At 60.3% G+C, this 21,344-nt stretch carries 17 protein-coding genes; 11 read left to right on the forward strand and 6 right to left on the reverse strand.

Annotation, left to right across the window (positions count from 1 at the left end):
* From KW403_RS09290 to KW403_RS09315, 6 genes are read left to right on the forward strand one after another with little or no spacing between them, the layout of a single operon-like run.
* Positions 1-840, forward strand: coding sequence for a carbohydrate ABC transporter permease (locus KW403_RS09290; protein ID WP_223019222.1), 840 nt, complete (start codon positions 1-3; stop codon positions 838-840).
* A gap of 52 nt (positions 841-892) precedes the next feature.
* On the forward strand, positions 893-2,140 hold the full coding sequence (locus KW403_RS09295; protein ID WP_223019223.1) for an ABC transporter substrate-binding protein: 1,248 nt from the start codon (positions 893-895) through the stop codon (positions 2,138-2,140).
* Positions 2,141-2,195: 55 nt separating this feature from the next.
* On the forward strand, positions 2,196-3,083 hold the full coding sequence (locus KW403_RS09300) for a carbohydrate ABC transporter permease (RefSeq protein WP_223019224.1): 888 nt from the start codon (positions 2,196-2,198) through the stop codon (positions 3,081-3,083).
* 14 nt (positions 3,084-3,097) lie between these two features.
* Positions 3,098-4,165, forward strand: a complete 1,068-nt coding sequence (locus KW403_RS09305) for an ABC transporter ATP-binding protein (RefSeq protein WP_223019225.1) — start codon at positions 3,098-3,100, stop codon at positions 4,163-4,165.
* Entirely contained in the window at positions 4,162-5,106 is a 945-nt protein-coding gene (locus KW403_RS09310) for an aldo/keto reductase (RefSeq protein WP_223019226.1), read from the forward strand. The genes KW403_RS09305 and KW403_RS09310 overlap by 4 nt, the downstream gene beginning before the upstream one ends.
* The gene (locus tag KW403_RS09315) at positions 5,103-5,939 is read left to right on the forward strand and encodes an amidohydrolase family protein (protein WP_223019227.1); all 837 of its coding nucleotides are present in this window, start codon (positions 5,103-5,105) and stop codon (positions 5,937-5,939) included. Before KW403_RS09310 ends, KW403_RS09315 begins: the two co-directional genes overlap by 4 nt.
* 761 nt (positions 5,940-6,700) lie before the next feature.
* On the opposite strand, the gene KW403_RS09320 is transcribed toward KW403_RS09315, so the two are convergent.
* Positions 6,701-7,099, reverse strand: coding sequence for a RidA family protein (locus tag KW403_RS09320; RefSeq protein ID WP_223019228.1), 399 nt, complete (start codon positions 7,097-7,099; stop codon positions 6,701-6,703).
* A 120-nt stretch (positions 7,100-7,219) separates the two neighbouring features.
* Here KW403_RS09320 and KW403_RS09325 point away from each other — a divergent pair, with 120 nt between their 5' ends.
* On the forward strand, positions 7,220-7,807 hold the full coding sequence (locus tag KW403_RS09325) for a TetR/AcrR family transcriptional regulator (RefSeq protein ID WP_223019229.1): 588 nt from the start codon (positions 7,220-7,222) through the stop codon (positions 7,805-7,807).
* Positions 7,808-7,838: 31 nt separating this feature from the next.
* Here KW403_RS09325 and KW403_RS19450 read toward each other — a convergent pair whose 3' ends face one another.
* Positions 7,839-7,961 carry a hypothetical protein gene (locus KW403_RS19450; protein WP_281425580.1) on the reverse strand — a complete coding sequence of 41 codons (123 nt, stop codon included), beginning with the start codon at positions 7,959-7,961 and terminating at the stop codon, positions 7,839-7,841.
* Positions 7,962-8,077: 116 nt separating this feature from the next.
* Positions 8,078-8,215, reverse strand: a complete 138-nt coding sequence (locus tag KW403_RS09330) for a hypothetical protein (protein ID WP_223019230.1) — start codon at positions 8,213-8,215, stop codon at positions 8,078-8,080.
* A 689-nt stretch (positions 8,216-8,904) separates the two neighbouring features.
* On the opposite strand from KW403_RS09330, the gene KW403_RS09335 reads away from it, so the two are divergent.
* From KW403_RS09335 to KW403_RS09345, 3 genes are all read left to right on the forward strand, one after another.
* Positions 8,905-11,964, forward strand: coding sequence for an AfsR/SARP family transcriptional regulator (locus KW403_RS09335; RefSeq protein WP_223019231.1), 3,060 nt, complete (start codon positions 8,905-8,907; stop codon positions 11,962-11,964).
* Positions 11,965-12,206: 242 nt separating this feature from the next.
* On the forward strand, positions 12,207-16,049 hold the full coding sequence (locus KW403_RS09340; RefSeq protein ID WP_223019232.1) for an autotransporter domain-containing protein: 3,843 nt from the start codon (positions 12,207-12,209) through the stop codon (positions 16,047-16,049).
* Between the two features lie 96 nt (positions 16,050-16,145).
* A complete protein-coding gene (locus KW403_RS09345; protein ID WP_223019233.1) occupies positions 16,146-16,679 on the forward strand; it encodes an invasion associated locus B family protein in 534 nt (177 codons plus the stop codon).
* Between the two features lie 581 nt (positions 16,680-17,260).
* Here KW403_RS09345 and KW403_RS09350 read toward each other — a convergent pair.
* From KW403_RS09350 to KW403_RS09360, 3 genes are read right to left on the reverse strand one after another with little or no spacing between them, the layout of a single operon-like run.
* Complete coding sequence (locus KW403_RS09350; RefSeq protein ID WP_223019234.1) at positions 17,261-17,962, reverse strand: GntR family transcriptional regulator; 702 nt, start codon at positions 17,960-17,962, stop codon at positions 17,261-17,263.
* Positions 17,963-17,971: 9 nt separating this feature from the next.
* On the reverse strand, positions 17,972-19,003 hold the full coding sequence (locus tag KW403_RS09355) for a Gfo/Idh/MocA family protein (protein WP_223019235.1): 1,032 nt from the start codon (positions 19,001-19,003) through the stop codon (positions 17,972-17,974).
* Positions 19,004-19,014: 11 nt separating this feature from the next.
* On the reverse strand, positions 19,015-20,169 hold the full coding sequence (locus tag KW403_RS09360) for an isocitrate/isopropylmalate dehydrogenase family protein (protein WP_223019236.1): 1,155 nt from the start codon (positions 20,167-20,169) through the stop codon (positions 19,015-19,017).
* 143 nt (positions 20,170-20,312) lie between these two features.
* Here KW403_RS09360 and KW403_RS09365 point away from each other — a divergent pair, with 143 nt between their 5' ends.
* Positions 20,313-21,323, forward strand: a complete 1,011-nt coding sequence (locus tag KW403_RS09365) for a Bug family tripartite tricarboxylate transporter substrate binding protein (RefSeq protein ID WP_223019237.1) — start codon at positions 20,313-20,315, stop codon at positions 21,321-21,323.
* Positions 21,324-21,344 lie beyond the last annotated feature (21 nt).

Raw genomic sequence — 21,344 nt, forward strand, 5'->3', positions numbered from 1 at the left:
GTGAACGAAGAACGCAGGCGGCGCTGGCGTCAGTTGGCGGTCTATGCCGCGCTGACTGTGATCACCTTTGTCTTAGTGTTCCCGATCCTGTGGATGGTCTCGGTGTCGCTCAAGCCCACCACCGAGACCTTTTCGCTGCCGCCGCGCCTTATCCCCGACGAGCTGCACTGGGGTGGGTATGCGAAGGTGCTGGCCGACCCAAAGTTCCGCACCTTCCTGATCAACAGCTATGTCGTCGGGCTTGCGGTGACCTTCCTGTCACTGGTGATCGGAACGCTCGCCGCTTTCGCCTTCTCGCGTTACCGCTTTCTGGGTGACCGGGTGGCCAAACTCTTTGTCATCACCACCCAGATGGTGCCGACGATCACACTGCTGATCCCATTCTTCGGCGTGATCGTCTTTTTGGGTGTCTATGACACCCTATGGGGTCTGATTCTGACCTATCTGACATTCGCGCTGCCTTATTCCATCGTCATGATGAACGGCTACCTCGACACGATCCCCAAGGATTTTGACGAGGCCGCCGCCATTGACGGCTGCACACCATTCGGCGTGCTCGTGCGTGTCCTGCTGCCGGTGGCGATGCCAGGAATCATTTCAACTGCGGTCTATACTTTTTTGTTGGCCTGGAACGAGTTTCTTTTCGCCTTGGCTCTGACCCGGTCCCTGGAGGTGCGCACTGTCCCGGTGGGGATTTCGATGATGGTCGGCGAGTTCGGCCTCAAGTGGGACGAGATGATGGCGTTCTCGGTGATCGGCTCTCTTCCGGTGCTGATCCTTTTCATGCTCGTTCAGAGATTTGTCGTCGGCGGCCTGTCCGCAGGCGGCGTTAAGGGGTGAGGAACCTGCAAACCGGGCAATACGCCCACGCAACAATATGGAGGAGACTACAATGATGAAAATCCGGCTCCGCGCATGGGCGCTTGCCCTCGCAACGACGCTGACGCCACTGGCATCGCAGGCTGGCGAAATCGAATGGCTGCAATGGTTCGCAGCCGAGGAAACGACCGGCTTCTACGACAAGCTTGTCGCCGATTTTGAAGCTCAGCACCCCGACATCACCGTCAAGCTGGTCACCCAGCCCTTCGGCAAGGTCCGCGAGAGCATCGTGACGGACAATGCGATCGGCGTGGGCTCGGACGTGCTGGGGCTCAATATGCCATGGACCAAGGAGTTCCTCGACATCGGCATTCTGGAGCCCCTCGACGACTACCTGGCTCGCGAGGACAACAGTTTTGCGACCGACGACCTCATCGAGGCCCCTTTGGGCAAGATTGACGGCAAGACCTGGATGGTGCCGCTCAATGCCTTCCCCTTCGTGATGCATGTCAATATGGAGCTTGTGCGCAAGGCCGGGTTCGACGCCCCGCCCACCAACTGGGAGGAATTCGCTGCGCAGGCAAAGGCAATCTCGGCGCTTCAGGATGGCATCTCCGGCATTGGAATGCCGTTTTCCTCGCAGCCGCCATCGAACGGCCCCATCCTCACCTTCCTGCCGTTGCTCTATGCAAATGGCGGGCGGATCATGGATGGCACCACGCCCAATTTCGACAATCCCAAGGTTGTCGAGACCCTACAGTTCCTCAAGGACATGAATGATGCGGGCAGCATCGCCCCCGGCGCAGCCTCCCGTACCGGCGGCGTCGATCTGGAAGAGTTCATCGCCGGGCGCACCGGCTTCCTGATCTCCCCGGGTGTGCACTCCAGCTCGATCACCAGCCGCAATCCGGACCTGGATTACACGCTGGTTCGTGTGCCCTCGAACGGCGAAAAAGCCTATCGCGTCCATGGTTGGGAACTCGGCATCTCCGCCGACAGCGACAACAAGGAAGACGCCTGGACCTTCGTGAACTATCTGCTTTCGCCAGAAGTCAACGCGAAAGCCGCCGTGGCCGCCAACGCGCTGCCGGGCAATCTCGCCGCGCTCGACGCCGTGCGCGAGGGCGCGGACGAGACGCTGATCAAGCAGATGGAAATCCTCGAAGGCGACACCCCCGTCGAGGAGATGCGCCAATCGCCGAAGGCAGCGGGGAGCTGGTCAGTCATGACCGAGGAACTCCAGGCCATGCTGCGCGGCGACAAGAGCCCAGAAGAGGCCGCGGCCGCCGTGCAGGCGCGCTGGCTGGAGCTTGCACAGTAAGACTCATGGGCCGGGCACATCGTTGCTCGGCCCTCCTGCCCAAAAGGACGAACCAGTGATCGCAACGCTTCGCCAAATGACCACCCAGGGCACGCCCTATCTGTTCGTGCTACCGGGACTGGTGATCCTCGGCGCACTGCTTTCGGTGCCGCTTTACAAGGTGGTCGAATACTCACTCTACGACAACGTGATCGTTGAGCGTAATCCCACCTATGTCGGCCTCGACAACTATACTACGCTCTTGTCTGACCCTGGTTATTGGAGCGCGGGCCTCAACACCGTGGTCTTCACCGTGGGTTCGGTTCTGGGCCATATGATTGTCGGCATCGGGCTGGCGCTTCTGGTCAACGCCGATATCAACGCGCGCGCCCGGACCTTCTTTCGTTCGATGCTGGTGCTGCCGTGGATTTTCACCGCCGTCGTGGTCGCCCTGAACTGGCAATTGCTGCTCAATCCCTTTGGCCTGATCAACTATGTCTTGCAATGGCTGGGACTGATATCTGAGCCCCTCGACTGGCTGGGCAACCCCGACTACGCCATGTGGGCGCTTTTGTTGATTTCCACCTGGCGCGGCTATCCCTTCATCATGGTCAGCTTCCTGTCGGGTCTGCAGACCGTTCCCAAGGAGCTCTACGAGGCCGCCGAAATCGACGGTGCCGGATTCTGGCACAAGTTCTGGCACGTCACCTTGCCGCAGCTGAAACCGGTGATCTACGGCGTTGCGCTGCTTGATCTCATCTGGACCTTCCAGCTGTTTCCGCTGGTCTGGCTCTCGACAGGCGGGGGACCGGGGCGCGCGACGGAGGTTCTGTCCACGCTCACCTTCCGCCTCGCCTTTGTCGACTTTCAATTCTCTCAGGCGGCCACCGTCGCCGTTTCGATCCTCATCATCTCGGCTGCTTTCACGTTGCTCTATCTGCGCAACGAAGCACGCCGCGTGTAAGACCCGGAGTTCCCATGTCACGCATTGAAATCCGAAACCTCGTAAAGATGTACGGCACGCATCAAGCTTTGCACGGGATCGACATCTCTATCCAGCCGGGCGAGTTCTGCGTTCTCGTCGGTCCCTCGGGTTGCGGCAAGTCAACCACGCTCCGCATGGTGGCGGGGCTGGAGACCATCTCGGGCGGCGAGATCGTCATCGGCGAGCGCGTGGTCAACGGGCTTAGGCCGAAGGAACGCGGCATCGCCATGGTGTTTCAGAACTATGCGCTTTACCCGTCGAAGACGGTCTACAACAACATGGCGTTCTCGTTGCAGCTGTCGAAAATGCCGAAAGCCGAAATCGACCGCCGCGTGCGCGAGGTGGCCGAAATCCTCGAGCTGACACAATTGCTCGATCGCAAGCCTGGCGCCCTTTCCGGCGGTCAGCGCCAGCGTGTCGCCATGGGACGCGCCATCGTCCGCGACCCCGAGGTGTTCCTCTTCGACGAACCGCTGTCCAACCTCGATGCCAAGCTCCGCGGCCAGATGCGGGCCGAGATCAAACGCCTGCACCAGAGGCTGAAAAACACGATCATCTATGTCACCCACGACCAGGTGGAGGCGATGACCCTGGCCGACCGCATCGTCATCATGCGAGACGGGCGGATCGAGCAGCAGGGTACCCCTGACTCAATCTTCCACGATCCCGACACTGTTTTCGTGGCCGGGTTCATGGGCAGCCCGGCAATGAACCTGATCGACTGCATGGTGACGCCGGACGGGTTACGGTTGGGCGAAACAGACCTCGTCTGCACCACGCCCGAAGGGCTGCGCGCCGGTGACCGCGTGACCTTCGGTATTCGCCCGGACGATGTGCGCCCGGCTGCGGACCTGCCGAACGGCGTGCCCGCCACTTTGCCGGTGGATCTAATTGAACAGCTCGGCACCGAGAAGCTTCTCCATTTTCGCGCCGGCCCGCATGATCTCATCGGCAAGACCGGAGGCCGGATGGATATGGCTGAAGGCAGCGCGCAGACGCTGGCTTTCGACATGGCGCACGCCTTCTTCTTTGATGCGAACACCGGGCGGCGTATTCGATGAGCGGCCCGGTCAAGCCGGTCGGCCTCGGCTTTGGCCTGCTGGGGACGACCAACGCCGCTCCCATCCCGGATGAAAGCGCCGAAGAGATGTTTGCCGCCGCCTGGGAGATGGGCATCCGTCGCTTCGACACCGCTCCGCTCTATGGCGGGCGGCTCTCGGAGGAGCGCCTGGGACGCCTGCTGCGCGGCCGCTCTCGCGACGACTATGTTCTATCCAGCAAGGTCGGACGCTACCGCGGCTACGCAGCGACAGTGGTCAATCCGATGAACAATCCCGGGGACTGGCACGACTACTCGCGCGACGCCACGTTCCGTTCGGTTGAGGAGAGCCTGAAGCTTCTGGGCACCGATCATCTCGACATCGTGTTCGTTCATGATTGCGATGCGCATCTTTCCGAGGCGCTGACCGGCGCGCTGCCTGCGTTGACCGAGCTCAAGGCGCAGGGGGTCGTGGGCGCAATTGGCTGCGGCAGCAATGTCGCGGCCACCCATCTCGCACTGCTTCGGAAGATCGAGCTGGACGTGCTGATGGTTGCGGGGCGTTTCACGCTGCTGGACCAGAGCGCGGCTGATCTGCTCTTCCCGTTCTGCCTGGCGCGCGGCGTGCGCGTGGAACTGGCGGCGCCATTCAATTCGGGCATCCTTGCCACCGGTCCGGACGTGGAGGCCACGCGCTTCGATTATCAGCCGCCGGATGCAGCGCTGCGTGCCCGAGTGCGGGCCATTCAGGCCATCTGTCAGGCTGAATCAGTTACCCTCAAACGCGCCGCCCTGCACTATTCGGCATCGCATCCGGCGGTCACAAGGCTGGTGCTGGGGCTCGTCCACCCTGAGGCTCTGCGATCAAATCTCGAAGATCTGTCGACGCCGGTGCCAGGCAGGCTCTGGCCTGCGCTGGAGCCTCTGGGCATTCCCGATCCCACAGAAAGCATAAAACGATGAACACTGCCATTGACGCTCATGTCCACATCTGGAACCGCGCCCGGGGCGAAACCTTCATCGCCGAAAAGCAGTTCCCCGCCCTGACGGGCAAGGCGTTCCTGCCTGAAGACCTCATGCCCGTCCTGGCTGCAACAGGCGCCGGGAGCGCCGTGCTGGTTCACGGACCTGCCACGGTGGCGCATGCGCATTATTGTCTCGAGCTCTGTCACCGATACGAGATGTTCCGCTCCGTTGTCGGCTGGGTTGACTTGCGCGATCCCGATTGTCTTTCGCAGCTTGCGGGGCAGGCTGGAGACACGGCTTTTCGCGGTGTGCGTTTCACGCCTCTTCTGGATGCAGATCCCAGGGGGTACCTGCGAAGTGATGCTGCACTCTCGATCTGCTCGGCGCTGCAGGCGCAGGGCCATCTGGTCGAGGTCCTCGCCCCACAGGCGCTGTTGAGATCGGTCGCGGCCCTTGCTCTCGCTTTCCCCAAACTTCCCGTGGTGCTGGCCCATTTCGGCCTGCCTGATGGAAACCCGGACGGCTTTGGCGCGTGGCGCCAGTCGATGTCGCATCTGTCGCGTCACTATAACGTCCACGTCAAACTGTCGGGGCTTCCCCTGACCGGGGATGCCGACCGTGACCGTAAGATGGCGCGGGATCATGTCCTTCCCTTGTTGGATTGTTTCGGTCCTCACCGGCTGATCTATGCGAGCAACTGGCCGGTAGCGACGGCGCTGGCAAAGCCTGAATACTGGAGAGATCTGCTGCAAGCCACTCTGCAGGAGGCATCGCTCGACGAGGTGCGGCAGGCTGCGATCTGGCGCGGCAATACCGAGCGTCTCTACTGAAGTCGGGGCTGTATCGGATAGCATGCCGATCGCACCCATCCCCGACGCCGCATGCTTCCATCGTCAGGAGGGGAGAAGCATTTTCCGATACAGGCCTCACCATCTTGCTGATGCGGCGATGAAGGAGGTCGGATGGGCGATCCGAAAATCGATCAAGAAGTTGCGCAATCGCCCGACGCGAGAAGCTTTCATTTCGCTTCGCGGGAAAAGTGTGGTCAGTGCGGGACTGGCAATTCAAGGCCGATGGCGGGCGTTCGGTGTTGGAGTCTGTGCCCCAGGGACAGATGGCCGCTCAGTTTTCCAAAGCTTCCGCAGTGAAAACCTCGGCTGCCTTATCCGCACCACCCGGAGCTGAAAGCAGTATCTGCGGGTTCCAATAGTCGCGATAGTGTGCAATGCGCCTGTCACGCAGTCTGACACCAGAGACACAGTCCTGATTATAGGCAGCACCTGTTGCTTTAGCTCCTCTGGACACGAGCATTCAAATACCAGGACTTCCCCGGAGGGGTAGACGGTATCAAGCGTCAATTCCCCGAATTCCAAGACGGGCGCGAGAAGAGCGAAATGGCGGGCAAGGGCCGCATCGTGGCCGGTGCAAATCCATCGCGAGCGCAGCTTGCATGCCAGACGACCGCGATCGCTGCCGCGCTACGGGCGTTGGGCTGAAGGTCATCCGGCTGATGTCAAGATAATCACTTGACCGTCGCAGCCGCAGGCGCTTCGCCGCGCAGATGTTGCGCGGCGAGTGACCTGTGTGCTCGTTATGCTGCCGGTGTCCGCGCTATAACCTTGATTTCGAAGTCGAAACCCGCCAGCCAATTGACGCCGACTGCTGTCCAGTTCGGGAAGGGGGGCGCGGTGAACACGGTATTCCGCACTTCCATGATCGCTTCAAACTGGCTCTCCGGGTCAGTGTGGAAGGTCGTCACGTCAATGATGTCGTCGGTGGTGCAGCCGGCAGCCCCAAGAACAGCCTTCAAATTATCGAAGGCGAGGGCTACCTGTTTCTTGAAATCAGGTTCCGGCGATCCGTCTTGGCGGCTGCCAACCTGGCCGGACACGAAGACCAGATCACCAGATTTGATCGCTGCTGAATAGCGATGCTTCTCATAAAGGGCGTGACGTTCTGAGGGAATTATGGCTTCGTTCTGAGTTGGCATGGGAACTTCTCGTGTCTTGAGTGGAGCGGATGAAAGCAATGCATACGATGCGTATGTGAATAGTGGCATACGCAACGTATGTCAAGTAATATACGAACCGTATGTGAAGGCAGGAAGTACATGGCTGGAAAGACCCGGGCAGAGAAGATGGAAGAGACGCGCGCAAAGCTCATCGCGGCTGCCCGGAAAGCCTTCGCAGAGAAGGGGTTTCATGCAGCATCGATGGATGAGCTGACGGCCGATGTCGGCCTTACACGAGGAGCGCTCTATCACAATTTTGGAAGTAAGGTCGGCTTGCTGGCGGCTGTGGTGGATCGGATCGACTCTGAAATGGCGACGAAAGCGCGGGCGCTCGGGCAGATCGCAGGTGGCGGATGGAGCGGTCTTCTGGCGGAAGGTGTTGCCTATATCGAGATGGCCCTTGAGCCAGAAGTACAGCGGATCGTCCTGCTAGACGGTCCGGCAGTGCTGGGAGATCCCTCCGGTTGGCCCAGTCAGAACCGATGTCTACAGGCCACAATCGCGACTTTGCACGACCTTGCAGCAGATGGTCGGATCAAATCTGCCGATATAGAGGGGCTCGCGCGCCTGTTGAATGGGATGGCCTTGAACGCCGCGCTCTGGGTTGCTGCCAGTGAGGACGCGCGCGCAACCCTGCCGAAGGCCGTCGCTGCCTTTGAATGTTTGGCGTCTGGTGCGTTGAAATAGCTTTCTATCGCCTTTTGGCAGGGCTGGTTGATCAGCATTGCTTGCTGTTTGCTGAGAAGCCCAGATCTAAATCCAGCGCGCCCCTTCGGTCACATCCATGGCAGGCCATCTGCAACTCATCGTGTCGGCCCGCATAGCGTTCTTCATATTTCATTGCGATCTCCTCGACGAAACAGCGCGAAGGGTATGCATCAAAGCTGATATTGAACATTGGTGACATGCCTTCTGCCTCTCACACATCGCCGAGTGTCAACTCGTTGAGGCTTTTGGCTAGTTGCCAACTGCCGCCATGCCCTTTTCGGAGAACACGACGTCGCGCCCGCGCAATCCAGCCATCATGCGGCGCACCACGACGGGGTTGGCGGCCATCGTCATGGCGTTTGAGCAGCGAGTTGATGACGTATTCAAGCCCAGGCCTTCTGACGCTTCAATTCCTGAGCATGGAAGAACGCCTGCACGATTTGCATGAGCTTCGCAAGCGCTTGCGCCCCCCTCTTCTCCGCACATCATCGCAGCCCGGAGAGAGGCCACTCTAGCGAATGGTTGGCACACACCGCAGCTTTCGCTGCAGGAGAAGATGTTGTTTGTTGATCCCCCGGCCACGGCTCAATCGGCCTCAGCCATGGCCCGAAAGCTTGTTCTTCTGTCGGCGGATGAAGAAGCGGCGCTATTGCGGAAGTCCGCATCAATCTGCGTGGCTGGGTCAGTTACGTGTACAAATATGCGCAAGGCAAAGTCTGATCCCGGATTCTGAGCTTGTCCCAGGTGATCTGAGCCTCCGACAATTTCGACTTCTGCATGGGGCTCTCCAACTCCCATAGCAGGGATCGTAAATCGAAAATTCCGGTCCAGAACGTTCCAAAAATCGGGTGGCACGTCAGCGCTGGGCGACCGTTGTCTTAATGTTGTCGAGTGAGACCAGCGGACAGATCCGCGACCTATCCGCGACCGTTTGACCCTATCAATATAGTGGTCATGGCAACACTTCAGGCCGGCGGGCAGCAGCGTCAAGCCGTTGTGAGGAATTGCGCTGGCCCGTCGATGGCGGCAAACTTGGGAGGCAAGCTCGACAATTGGGGGGATCGGAATTGAAAAGGATGGGGGGCCCTACCAAGGGGCGTTCGAGGGGAACGATCCTGCGCCATGCCGGAGATGCGCTGGAAGGGAATCTCAAACCGGTTGTCTGGATCACTGCGCCTGCAGGCAGCGGTAAATCCGTCTTTGCGAAGCAGATTTGCCGTCGGTCCGGTGGTGTATGTATATGGTTGCGCGCCGAACCGCGCATGGCCGACATGGGCATGTTTCTGACCTCTCTCGAGTCTGCTTTCCGCAATGCGCTTGCGAAGCGCGACCTGCCCGCTCTGGCCTCGCAGGATATCGCATACCCTGTCGATTATCTGCGCCGACTAATCGCAGCCGGCAGCCAAGACAGCCGTATCACCATTGTGCTGGACGATCTTCACGGTCTGCCCGCCGACGCGCCACTGCATCAGGCGCTTGCAGACGCCATTGCCGATGACACCGGCGATGTCCGGCTCATTCTGGTTTCACGGGAGACGCCGCATCCCGCCTGGTTGAGGTTCAACGCTGCCGGCAAGGTTGTGACCGTCGATTTCAACACGTTGAAGCTCAGCGAAGCCGAAGCATCAGAACTAATGATTCAGCTGGGTGGCGATTGCGGCGGCTGGACCGCGTCGAGCCTGGTACAAGCCTCCGGCGGATGGATGCTCGGTGCGTGCCTGCTTCTGCAATCCGCGATGCCGCGCAAGGTCAATGATGCCGCCGACCTCCTTTCACCTGACTCCACGGACCTGTTCAATCTCATCGTTCACGAACTGATCGAGCCGCTCTCGGACACGGACCGCACCATGCTCTGCAGAATGGCACGGCTGCCCAATCTGCCGGTTCGGATCGTAGCGCACGCGCTTGGGCTGCCGCGCGGCGACAAGCGTTTGGTGAGGCTGGCGAACAGATTGCTCTTCGTCGAACGGGACGGCCGTGACAGGTTGCAGATTCACGACCTACTCAAGGCGGCGCTTCGCCACCACTATTCAGACCTTGTCGATGAGGGCAAAGCTGCGGAACTCGCCACGAGAGCGGGTAAGATGTTGCTTGAGGACGGGGATGTGGGCGAAGGTTTGCTGCTTCTATCGTCATCCGCCGCATGGGCTGCTCTCAAGAGAGCGGTCATCGAACATGCACCGGCGCTCAGCGAACAGGGCGAACTCGGTGTGATCCTGACAGCACTTGAACCGATGCCGGAGGCGGAGCGGGAAACGAACCTCACTATGCGCTACTGGTATGCGGCTGCGCTGCTCAACGTCAATCCGATCAAAGCGCGGGAATTATTGACGCCCATGCTCGAAACCGCGCGGCGGGTTCGCGCAAACGAACTGCTTATCCCGATCTGGACGACACTCGCCGATGCAATCTGGCTGGAATGGATGGACTGCTCCCTGTTCGATCCCTTGATAGAAATGCTGCCCGAACTCGCAAAGCGCGCAAAGAAGCAGGGACCGACCTATGAGGCCATGCTTGCGCGCGGTGCGTTCGCCGCCATGTCGTTTCGTTGCCCCGATCACAAGGATTTTTCATACTGGGAGCAACGCAATCTCGACTTCTATGGCCAGCGCATACCCCGCCACGAGACTATCAGGCGAGGCATCCACTTGCTTTTTCGTTATTGCTACGGGGAAGGGCATCGTTGGAAGGCGGATCAGGTTCGCACACGCCTGAATCAGGTCTTTGACGAAGAAACCGCCTCGGTCGCAGATATCTGCACCCGCTATGTGGTGACGGCGGAGTTCCTTTCGATCTTCGACGCATCCGGCGACGAAACCTTTCGCGCATTGGAAATGGGGATCGAGGCCAATGCCCGGCACCAACAGACCTTCTGGGACGGAACGCTGATCAATGCCGCACTTTTCAAGGCTCTGTCACTGGAGGACCGTGAACGGGCGCGGCGTTATCTGGGGCTGCTTGCCGCCAGGCTTGGGCCGCATGCACACCCCAACCATGTCGCCTTTCATCAGCATTTTTCCGCCTGGAACCACTGGCTCGACGGGGAACGCGAGGCGGCGCTCGCCCTGCTCCTGCCTGCCTATCGCACGGCTGAGCGCAGTGGCATGGCGATGTTCCCGGTTCATTATGGCAACGCGGTCGCCGCCGTTCTTCAAAGCCTCGGCCGCCGGCGCGAGGCTCTGGCATGGCTACGCCGCTCACGCCGGGCCGCGGAAAGGCAGAGCAGCCCACTGCTGGTTTTCCTGAGCGGTCTGCGCGGCGCTTCGCTGGCGTTGACGAGTGCCAATCCGGAGCGCGCGAAACCCTATCTGCGAGCGGCGCTCGCGGCCGGCGCCATCATGCGGTTCTATCTTCATGCCTGGACCAGCCGGTCCGAGATGGCCGCCCTGATGCGCTTTGCGATCCTGAACGATATCGAGGCCGACTACGCCCGGGAGTTGATCCGTGTGCTTGGGTTGGCCGGAGAAATGCCGCCCGAGGCGGATCTCGCCAATGTGCAGATCGTTTCGCTCGGACGGTTCGATGTCCTGCAGGGTGGCGGCTCGCGCCTGACATCGGGAAAACTCCCGCGCAGCCCTATCGCGCTCGCCGTGCATTTGATCGCCGCCGGACCAGAGGGCGAAGCAAGCGAGGCTCTGGCCGACCGGCTCTGGCCCGACCTCAATGCAGACGAAGCGCGCAAGCGGATGAAATCGACCGTCTATAGGCTGCGGCAGATGGTGGGCACGTCGGAAGCCATCGTCACGGCTGGCGGCCGTATTTCCTTCGATCCCGAGCATGTGTCCATCGATGCGTGGGAGCTGATGACGCTGGCAACGGCGCCCGGCTGGACGGCGGAGGCCCGCCATGCGGAGGCGCTGCGCCTTTATCGCGGGCCGTTCGTCTATCACTACGCCGATGATACGGGGCTTATCTCTTACGAACACAAGCTTGAGGAAGCGGCAATCGAAGCGTGCACGGCCTTTGTCCGTGCGCTCAGCGTGGCGGGGGACTGGTCGCGCGCATTGCGCGTTTCGCGTGAAGGGCTGGAACGCCTCGGCTTCCGCGAAACTCTCCATGACCTGGCAACCGAGGCCGCTGAACATCTCGGTGTCGACTTTGATGCCGGCGCTTCGGATGTCAGACTCTATAGCTGACCTTGAAACGTCAATAACCAGAGGTCGTGCCAAATTCGTGGCTTGAGCCGACCTCAGATACCCTCCGTTCAACCTGTTGCGATCTGGCAACAGGTTGAACGGATCTCAAGAAAATTTCACGGTGTAGAACAAGCTGTCAGATCCGCGACCCATCCGCGACCCTCTCCCCTTATGCGTCATTCAACAGGATTCACCGCGCGCCACGGCGGGTCGGTTGAAGCATTGAAGGGGGACACCGCATTATGCCGAAGACGGTCGGAAGAGTCAGCATCAACACCTTGTCCAGGGCGCTGTTATGCTCGACGGCGATTGCGGGCTGTCTGCTTGGGGCCAGCGTCCCCGCCATGGCGCAGTCGATCAACTGGGACGGGGACACGTCCTCCGACTGGGGCACCGCCGACAACTGGGACCTGGGAGTGGTTCCGACCGGTGTGCTCAACGTTTACCTGAACGGAGACGGCGCCGATCCCGTTATCGATGGCGTCGTCATGGGCGGGACAGCCCATGCGGGCACCATCATTTTCGGAAGCACGCCCGCATCGCCCGGCAGCCTTCTCTTCGACAATGGCGGTCGACTGGAGAGCGGCACCGCCTATGTCGGGGATGCGGCAAGCTCCCAACACAGTATCCGCCTGCAGGGCGCCTCCTCATGGGAGGTGACGGGAACGATCTTTCTCGGCAGCGTGTCACAGGGCAATCTTGCTGTCACGGCTGCCAGCACAATGACAAGCTCCGATGCGGTGTTGGGCATGGGAGCGTTTACCTATGGTATCGCGACCGTACAGAATGCCGGGTCGTCCTGGGATGCCGGCGAGGATCTGACGGTGGGGCGAAACGGGACGGGCCAGCTCTTCATCCTGGACCAGGGCGTGGTCGGCGCCGAGTATGTTGCCCTTGCCGAAGAAGCCGGCAGTACCGGTGTGGTCCTGGTCAACGGAGCTGGCTCGCAACTGATTGTCGATCATAGTCTCGATGTCGGTGAAGGCGGTGAGGGTCAGCTGGCGATCACGGATGGCGGCTATGTGTCCAGCAGCGATATCGCCAGGATCGGCCGCGATACCGGTTCCCAGGGCGCTGTCCAGGTTGCGACAAACGGTGTGTGGGATCACGCGGGCACGATCGTCGTCGGCGGCGAAGGGGAGGGCTATCTGACCATCGACGTCGATGGCGCCGTGAACAGTGTGAACGGCATCATCGGGCAGACATCCGGCTCTGTCGGTTCTGCTCTTGTCGGGGGTACCTGGACCAATACGGGCTATATCACCGTGGGCCAGTCGAGCCTTGGCGAAATGCGCATTGCGAACGGGCAGGTCACAAGCAGCTTCGGCATTATCGCCGACAATGCCGGTGCCGATGGCAGTTCGGTTACGGTCGATGGGGCGAGCGCATCCTGGAATGCCAATGACGGGCTCTATGTCGGCGATGGCGGCGACGGGCGGCTCGATATTATCAATGGCGGCTTGGTGACGGCTGATGAAGTGGAGATCGGTGGCGGTGGCGGCACGCAAGGCGCCGTCCTTGTGGATGGAGCTGGCTCGCTTCTCGATGCCGTAAATGTGCTTTCGGTCGGGGTTGATACGGTCGGCAGCCTGCAGGTCGTCAATCGCGCTCGCGCGACCACCTACAGGGCGCGGATCGGATCGGATGCGGACGGGGTGGGCACCGTAACGGTCGATGGAAGCGGATCATCCTTTGATGTGGATGAGAACCTGTATGTGGGCTGGAGCGGGAATGGCCGTATCGACGTGGTGAACGAGGGGCAGGTCGAAGCCGATATTCTTATCATAGCAGAGAACCCCGGCAGCGCCGGTGATATTCTGGTCGACGGTGCCGGTACGGTACTCAGCGCCAATGAGTTGCTCGTCGGCTGGGAGGGCGACGGCGCGCTGACGATCAGCAACGGTGGCCGGGTCAACAGCACGCACGGCTATGTCGCCCAGCTTGACACCTCATCCGGTTCCGTGACGGTGACCGGCCCGGGATCCTCATGGTGGCTCACCGGTGCCAGCGGCAATCTGTTCGTCGGTGAGGAAGCTGAGGGGACGCTCGTCGTCGCCAATGGGGGGTTGGTGAACCAGGATGCCGGCGATGCCCATATCGGTGCTGGAACCAATCTCGCCGGTTTGGGCAACGTGCTTGTTACGGGTCCCGGTTCGGAATGGGTTACGAGCGGCCGAATTTATGTCGGCTCGAGCAATAGTGGCACCGTTACGATTGCCGACGGCGGATCGGTGGAGAGCGCAGAACTGCTCATCGCCTCTGCCAGCGGCTTTGCCGGTACGCTAAATATCGGCGCGGTATCGGGCGGCACCGCCGCCGGCGCGGGCACGCTCAGCACCTCGGCCGTGGCCTTCGGGGACGGTGACGGCACTTTGGTGTTCAATCACACCGACAGCGGCTATGACTTCAACACCTTCCTGGCTTCGTCGGGAACCGGTACGCACCAGGTTCTGCAGGAAGCCGGCGTGACGCTTTTCAGTGGCGACTGGTCGGCATTCAATGGCACCACGACGGTTTCAGGTGGCACGCTGATGGTCAATGGCCTCCTCAACGGCGCCATTCAGGTGGGTGGTGGCGTTCTTGGCGGTACCGGGGCTGTAGGCGATCTGGCACTCAACTCCGGGGGCGTGCTGGCGCCCGGCAATTCCATCGGCACGATCAATGCTGCCGGCGCGGTCATCAATCCCGGCGGGGTCTACGAGGTCGAACTCAACGACGGTGGTTTCGTCGCCGGCGTCAACAACGATCTGCTCGCAGTCACCGGCGCAGTGACGATCAACGGCGGCACCGTGCATGTGACGCGGGAGAACGGCACCGATGACGGCTCGACCTACACGCCGGGCACCTACACCATCGTCAGGGCCGGCGCGCTGACAGGAGCCTTCGGCGCCGTGACAGACGACTTCGTCTTCCTCGATTTTGTCGACAGCTATGACTATACGCTCAACGAGGCGTACCTGACTTCCAGCATGGCAGTCACCAGCTTCTGTGTCGTGGGGATGAGTAACAATCAATGCGCGGCTGGCGAGGGTGTGTTTTCACTTGGCAGCGGCAATAGCGTGTTCGATGCAGTACTCGGTCTCTCCGCCGCCGAAGCTCCGGTTGCCTTCGATCTGCTCTCGGGCGAGATTCACGCTTCTGCCCAGACCGGGCTTCTGGAGGACAGCCGTTTCCCGCGCGAGGCGACGACGGATCGGCTGCGCGTGGCGCTCGGCGGTTTGGGAAGCGATAACAGCGCCCAGATCGAGAAGCGGATCTCCGAGAGTTTTGGCCTCTGGGGTCAGGGGTACGGATCTTGGGGCCAATGGGACAGCGACGGCAATGCTGCCACCATGGACCGCAATATCGGCGGGTTCCTAATGGGCGGAGACGCACTGGTCTGGGACAATGTGCGCTTCGGTGTCCTGGCGGGCTATTCCCGCTCTAGTTTCAGCGCCGATGACCGGTTGTCCTCGGGTTCGGCTGATACCTATACATTGGGCATCTATAGTGGGGGAGGATGGGATGCCTTCACCCTGACAGGCGGGTTTGCCCATAGCTGGCACAGCCTCAACACGTCGCGGACGGCGTCTTTCTCGGGCTTCTTGGATAGCCTCAGCGCCTCCTATGATGCCCGGACCCTTCAAGCTTGGGGTGAAGCCGCCTATAGCTTCGAGGCGGGTGGAGCACGGTTCCAACCCTTCGCCAATCTTGCCTATGTGAACCTGTCCACCGATGGCTTCACCGAAACTGGTGGTGCGGCCGCGCTGACTGCGTCCTCCAATGTGGTCGACGCGACCTTCACCACACTGGGCCTACGCGCCGAGACCGATGTATCGCTTGGCGACATGAACGCCACACTGCGCGGCATGATGGGCTGGCGGCACGTCTTCGGCGGCGCTCCGGCTAGAAATATGGCTTTCGCCTCGGGGGGCGATGCTTTCACCATTGCAGGCGTACCGATGGCGCAGAATAGTCTGGTGCTCGACGCGGGGCTCGATGTGAATCTCAACGAAAACGCTATTTTGGGCTTTGCCTATGGCGGTCAGTTCGGCTCCGGCGTTCAGGATCACTCGGCCAACCTCAATCTGAGCGTACGATTTTGATCGTCGGGGTCTCATCGGGAAACCTGAAAACGCCACGCCCACCGCCCCGGGGCCTCACTCGGGGGCTGCTTCCTTTCTTCAGCGAAGACGATCATCATGCCGAACACAAGAAACCTCCTTGCAGCCATCGTCACATTCCTGCTTCTCACTTCGACGACTTTGGCCCAGGAGAACGGCCTGCCCGGCAATGCTTCGAGCCTTCGTGAGGGACATGGCGATTGGCAGGTGGCTTGCTCAGTAGCCGAAGGCAAAGTGCGATGTGCGATGTCGCAAATTCAGGTGGGAGAGAATCGTCGACGGGCCCTTAGCATCGAACTTGTCACCAACAACGACGCCCATGCAGCCAGCGGTGCGCTGGTTCTGCCTTTCGGACTCGATCTCGCCAGTGGCGTCTCCTACCGGCTCGACGAAGGTGACGCCGGTGCTGTCCAGCCGTTCCGGACCTGCCTGCCTGTGGGCTGCATAGTCGACATCGCCTTTGATGCTGACACCGTCGCTTCGCTCCGGACTGGCAACAAGCTCAACGTGATTGCCACCGCCGATGGCGGACAGGAATTCATCTTCTCTATCTCGCTCGCAGGCTTTTCCAGTGCATATGATCGTGTGATCGCTTTGGCCGAAGTTGAATAGGTCTAACCCCGATGAGAAGTCAGGAGATCGGTATGTTCCGATTGGGATTGGGAATGAAAACTGCATTTGTCTTGATGGCGCTCGCTCCGCCCGCGAACGCACAGTCGATTGGCGGCATTTACGAGGCCGTCGGAACCAACCTCGACGGCTCAACTTATCGCGGTACAGCAACTATAACGCTGACGAGTTCCACCACATGCAAGATCAGATGGCAGACGGGAGGAACGACGTCGCAGGGCATTTGCATGCGCAACGGATCCGCCTTCTCCGCAGCGTATGTTCTGGGTCGCGCGATAGGGCTTGTGATCTACAGCGTACAGCCGAACGGCACGCTCCAAGGGATCTGGACGGTTGCAGGGTCCGAGGGAGTAGGCACCGAGGTTTTGACACCCAGATAAGCAGCAATTGAAAAACGCCCGCGTTCACCACCAATGAGATGGAAAACCGCTGCCTCCATGCGCATGCAGGTGAACCCAGCCCACGGTGCGCCCGTTCAACCATGAGAAAGGAAGGCACCATTGGAGCGCGGGATCAGACTTCGGAACTTCAATGGCTGTTTATGACCGCGCCTGGCTGCTGCATCATATCGCACTGAACCCGTGGGAGGTGATGAGTTCGATCATCAATTCCTTTGCCTGCAGGCGGTGTTGGCGGTGGATTTCACGCGCCTCTTCCGCCTTCCCGGCGGCAATGGCCTCGACCAGTGCACGGTGATCGGCGTTGGATTGATGCGGGGCAGGGCGGATATAGAGCGTGAGAAGGCGCGCCCTGTGCACCTGATCGGAATAGGTGGAGACGATGGTTTGCAAACGCCGGTTTCCGGCAAGCTGGATGAGGCGGCGGTGGAAACGGTCATCCACCTGTGCCCACAGCTGGCGGTCATCCTTTTCCAGCGCGTGTTCCATCTCCTCGATATGGTGGCGCAACTCTGCAAGTTCGCTGTCGCTCAGCCCCTTCATGGCAAGGTCGTGGGCGGCAAGCGATTCCAGCTCGGTCAGAATGGAATAGATCTCTTCCATGTCTTTTGGAGAGATGGGCAGGACGCGCACGCCGCGTCGCGGGCGGACTTCCACCAGTCCTTGTCCTTCCAGAATGATGGCCGCCTCACGAACCGGGGTGCGTGACATGCCCAGCAATTCGGCGAGTTCGGCTTCCAAATGATTGGAACCGGGCAAGAGCTTGTTGGATATGACCATCTCGCGCAACAGCGTTACCGCGCGTTGCGTCTGTGATTGCGGTTTGGTCTCGCCGGGGTCCATATCCAAAAGCTTCGAGCCGCCCATGTGTCGTTCCTATTGCGCCTCAAGCGATACCACGCAGCCCTTACTTGCGGAATGGTAGATGGCGTTTTCGATCTCGATATTGCGCAGATATGAGGCGGCATCGTTCTCGATCGGCGTGCCATGCAGAAGGTGATCACTCACATGTTTCTGCAGGTGATAGACGCAGTCACCGCCGAAACGGCTGTCGTCGAAGGCGTAGTCCACGGGGCCCCATTCACGTGCACCGCGTTGGCGCAGGAAGAGCCTGCCAAAACCGTCCAGCATGAGTGTGCCTTCGCTTCCTTCCGCCAGGCATTCGCCCATCGTCAGGCGCGGATTGTCGGCGGGATGGTCGCTCAGGCGGTTTCCATCGAAAAGGGCTCGCTTTCCATCCTTGAAGCGATAGAGAAAATAGCCGGCATCTTCCCCGGCAATGTTGGGATTGAGCCTGCGCAGATCGGCGAAGACATCGGTCGGTTCGCCCAGAAGAAACCGGAAGGTGTCAATCCAGTGGACCGCTGTTTCATGCACCAGAAATCGCTCCATCGCCTGGAAATAGGGCTGCCGTGACAGATAAGCGTCCGGCCCCTGCCCATCGCCCGGACGTAGGCGGAAGGTGATCTGATAGAGATCGCCGATCCGACCACTGTCGATCATCTGGCGCATGGTGCGATACCACGGCTGAAAGCGGAAATTTTCATGTACGATTAGCGGCTTGCCGGCTTCCGCCGCCTCCCGGGTCACCGCCTGTGCTTCATCAAGCGAGGTGCAAAAGGGCTTCTGGCAGATGATCGCTCTGGCGTCGGTGTCCAAGGCCTCCCTTATCAGGGGGGCATGAGAGGTGGGCGGTGCCGCGATGTCGATGATATCGAACGGTCCTTGACAGACGTTGAGATCGGCCGCCGCCTTCGCCCCTGCAGCGCCGTGTTCGGCGAGCAGGGAACGTGCCTTGTCTTCATCGAGATCGATGACGGCCGCTAGCTCCGTGTCCGGGTTGCGGTGCCAGCCTTCCACGTGAAAGCCGGCGAAATAGCCCGCGCCGATGACGGCCACTGAAAGCATTCCCTCCTCCTTCACGCGGCAGTTCTCAACCGTTTGTCGAAGGCATCAAGAACGGCATCGGCAACCGCTTCGGTGCTGGCATCGCCGCCAAGATCCGGGGTCATGACGCGGCCTTCGGAAATCACGTCATTCACGGCTGTCGTCACTCCCTCGGATGCTTCCAGCATTTCGCTCACGCCGTGCTCGTGCCCCAACCATTCCAACATCATGGAGGCAGAGAGGATCATGGCAAGCGGGTTTGCAAGCCCTTTGCCGGCAATATCCGGCGCGCTGCCGTGGCAGGGCTGGAAAACGGCATTGTCGCTGCCGATATCGGCGGAGGGCGCGAGGCCCAGACTGCCCATGATACCGGCTCCCAGATCCGACAGGATGTCGCCGAACATGTTCTCGGTGACCATCACGTCGAACATCTCCGGCCGCTGCACCATCCAAAGCGCGGTGGCATCAACATAGGCGGTTTCAGCGGCAATGTCGGTGTGTCGAGCGGCCACTTCGTGGAAGATCTTGCGGAAGAAGGCGAAGGCCTGGAATACATTGGCCTTGTCGACGCAGTGGACCTTGCCAGGACCCTTACCGGTTTCCTTGCGCCGGCGGGCAAGGTTGAAGGCGAATTCAAAGAGCTTTTCGGAAACGTCGCGGGTGATGACGAGCGTTTCTTCCGCCGAAGCGTCGCCGTGCACCTTGCCCTTGCCGTGGGAGGCGAAAAGACCTTCCGTCGATTCGCGGATGATGACGAAATCGAAGCCCTTTCTTTCCGCGACCTTGAGTGGAGACCCTTGCCCGGGATGAATGAGAACCGGGCGCACGCCTGCGAACAATCCCAATTCCATACGCAACTCGATTTGTGGAGAGATTTCCGTGCCATCTGGATAGCGCACTTCCGGCAGACCCATTGCGGACAGCAGGATGGCATCCGACTGGCGGGCCGTTTCAAGGGAGGCTCCGGGCAGTGAAACGCCGTGATCACGGAAATGGGCAGCCCCTGCGGGAGCGACTTTGAAATCCAGCGTGAAAGCACCGCTGGCCTTTGCCACCGCGCGCAGAAGTTTGATCGTGGGGGCCATGATTTCTGGCCCGATACCATCTCCCTCGAACACAGCAATGGAGAAGTGCGGCGATGTGTTGCCGCGCAGGCTGCTGCCAGAAGGTGGATTTGTAGCACTCATCGATCAACGTCCTCCGATTTCACCGCAGACTTATCGGCAAACAATGTCGTTGACAATGCATAATTTAACGCATACGCAATTTATGATCTTGTGGATCGACATCGATTGCACAAGTGTTGTCTGCAATTCTGGGAGGAATCGAAATGAAGCTCGGACTTGGAACTTGGGGCGCCTTCGCGGCCCTTTCGGCCGCCATTCTGTCTGCGCCTGCCCAGGCACAGGAATATCCCTACCGCGACATCTCGACGGTTGTCGTCTGGGGTGCCGGGGGAGGCACCGATTCCATCAACCGCATGATCATGGCGGAGATGGAGAAGGAGCTGCCGGTCAACATCACGGTCACCAACACGACGGGCGGCGTGGCCGGCTCCAACGGCATGACCTATGTGCTCAACCAACCCGCCGACGGCTACACGCTCGCCGGGATTTCCGAATCTAACGTGACTGCCGCGGTACAGGGCGGATGGGACAAGAAATTCGATGTCTGGCATCCCTTCATCGTGGGTGGATCGCCGGACCTGATCTCGGTGACGGCAAACTCCGAATATGACAGTCTCGAAGCGCTGATCGAGGCTGCGAAGAAGGATCCGGGCTCCATTACCGCTGCAGCATCAGGTGCGGGCTCCATCCATCACCTCAATCTTCTGGCTCTGGAAAACGGAACCGGAGCCAAGTTCAAATTTGTCCCCTACGGCGGGTCCGGCCCCGCGCAGGAGGCGGCAGTCGCCGGTGAGGTGCAGGTAATCGTCACCTCACTTGCCGAGCAGCAGGGTCTCATCAAGGGCGGTCAGCTCAAGCCGCTTGCCATGCTCGTGCCCGAGAAGGGCGACCTTGACGGCACCGAAATTCCCTCGGCCTTCGACAGCTATGCCGATCTCTCAAAATATCTGCCACTGAAGCAGGCCATCGGTTTTGCCGTGTTGGCCGATGCGCCCGACGAAGCGAAGAAGGTGCTTGAAGAGGCATTCGCAAAGGCCATGCAGTCGGACAAGGTCAAGGAGTGGGCTGCGTCCAACTATTACGACCTTTCCGGTCTTGCCGGGGCCGAGGCTTCGGCGCAGTTTGCCAAGCTGGAAAGCAATTTTGCCTGGACGCTCAAAGAGCTTGATTCGGCTGCGGTCGATCCTGCCGAACTGGGTATCCCAAAGCCCTGATCCATTGAGGGCAAAAAAGGC

The sequence above is a fragment of the Nitratireductor kimnyeongensis genome (assembly GCF_019891395.1).
Lineage (GTDB): Bacteria > Pseudomonadota > Alphaproteobacteria > Rhizobiales > Rhizobiaceae > Nitratireductor > Nitratireductor kimnyeongensis.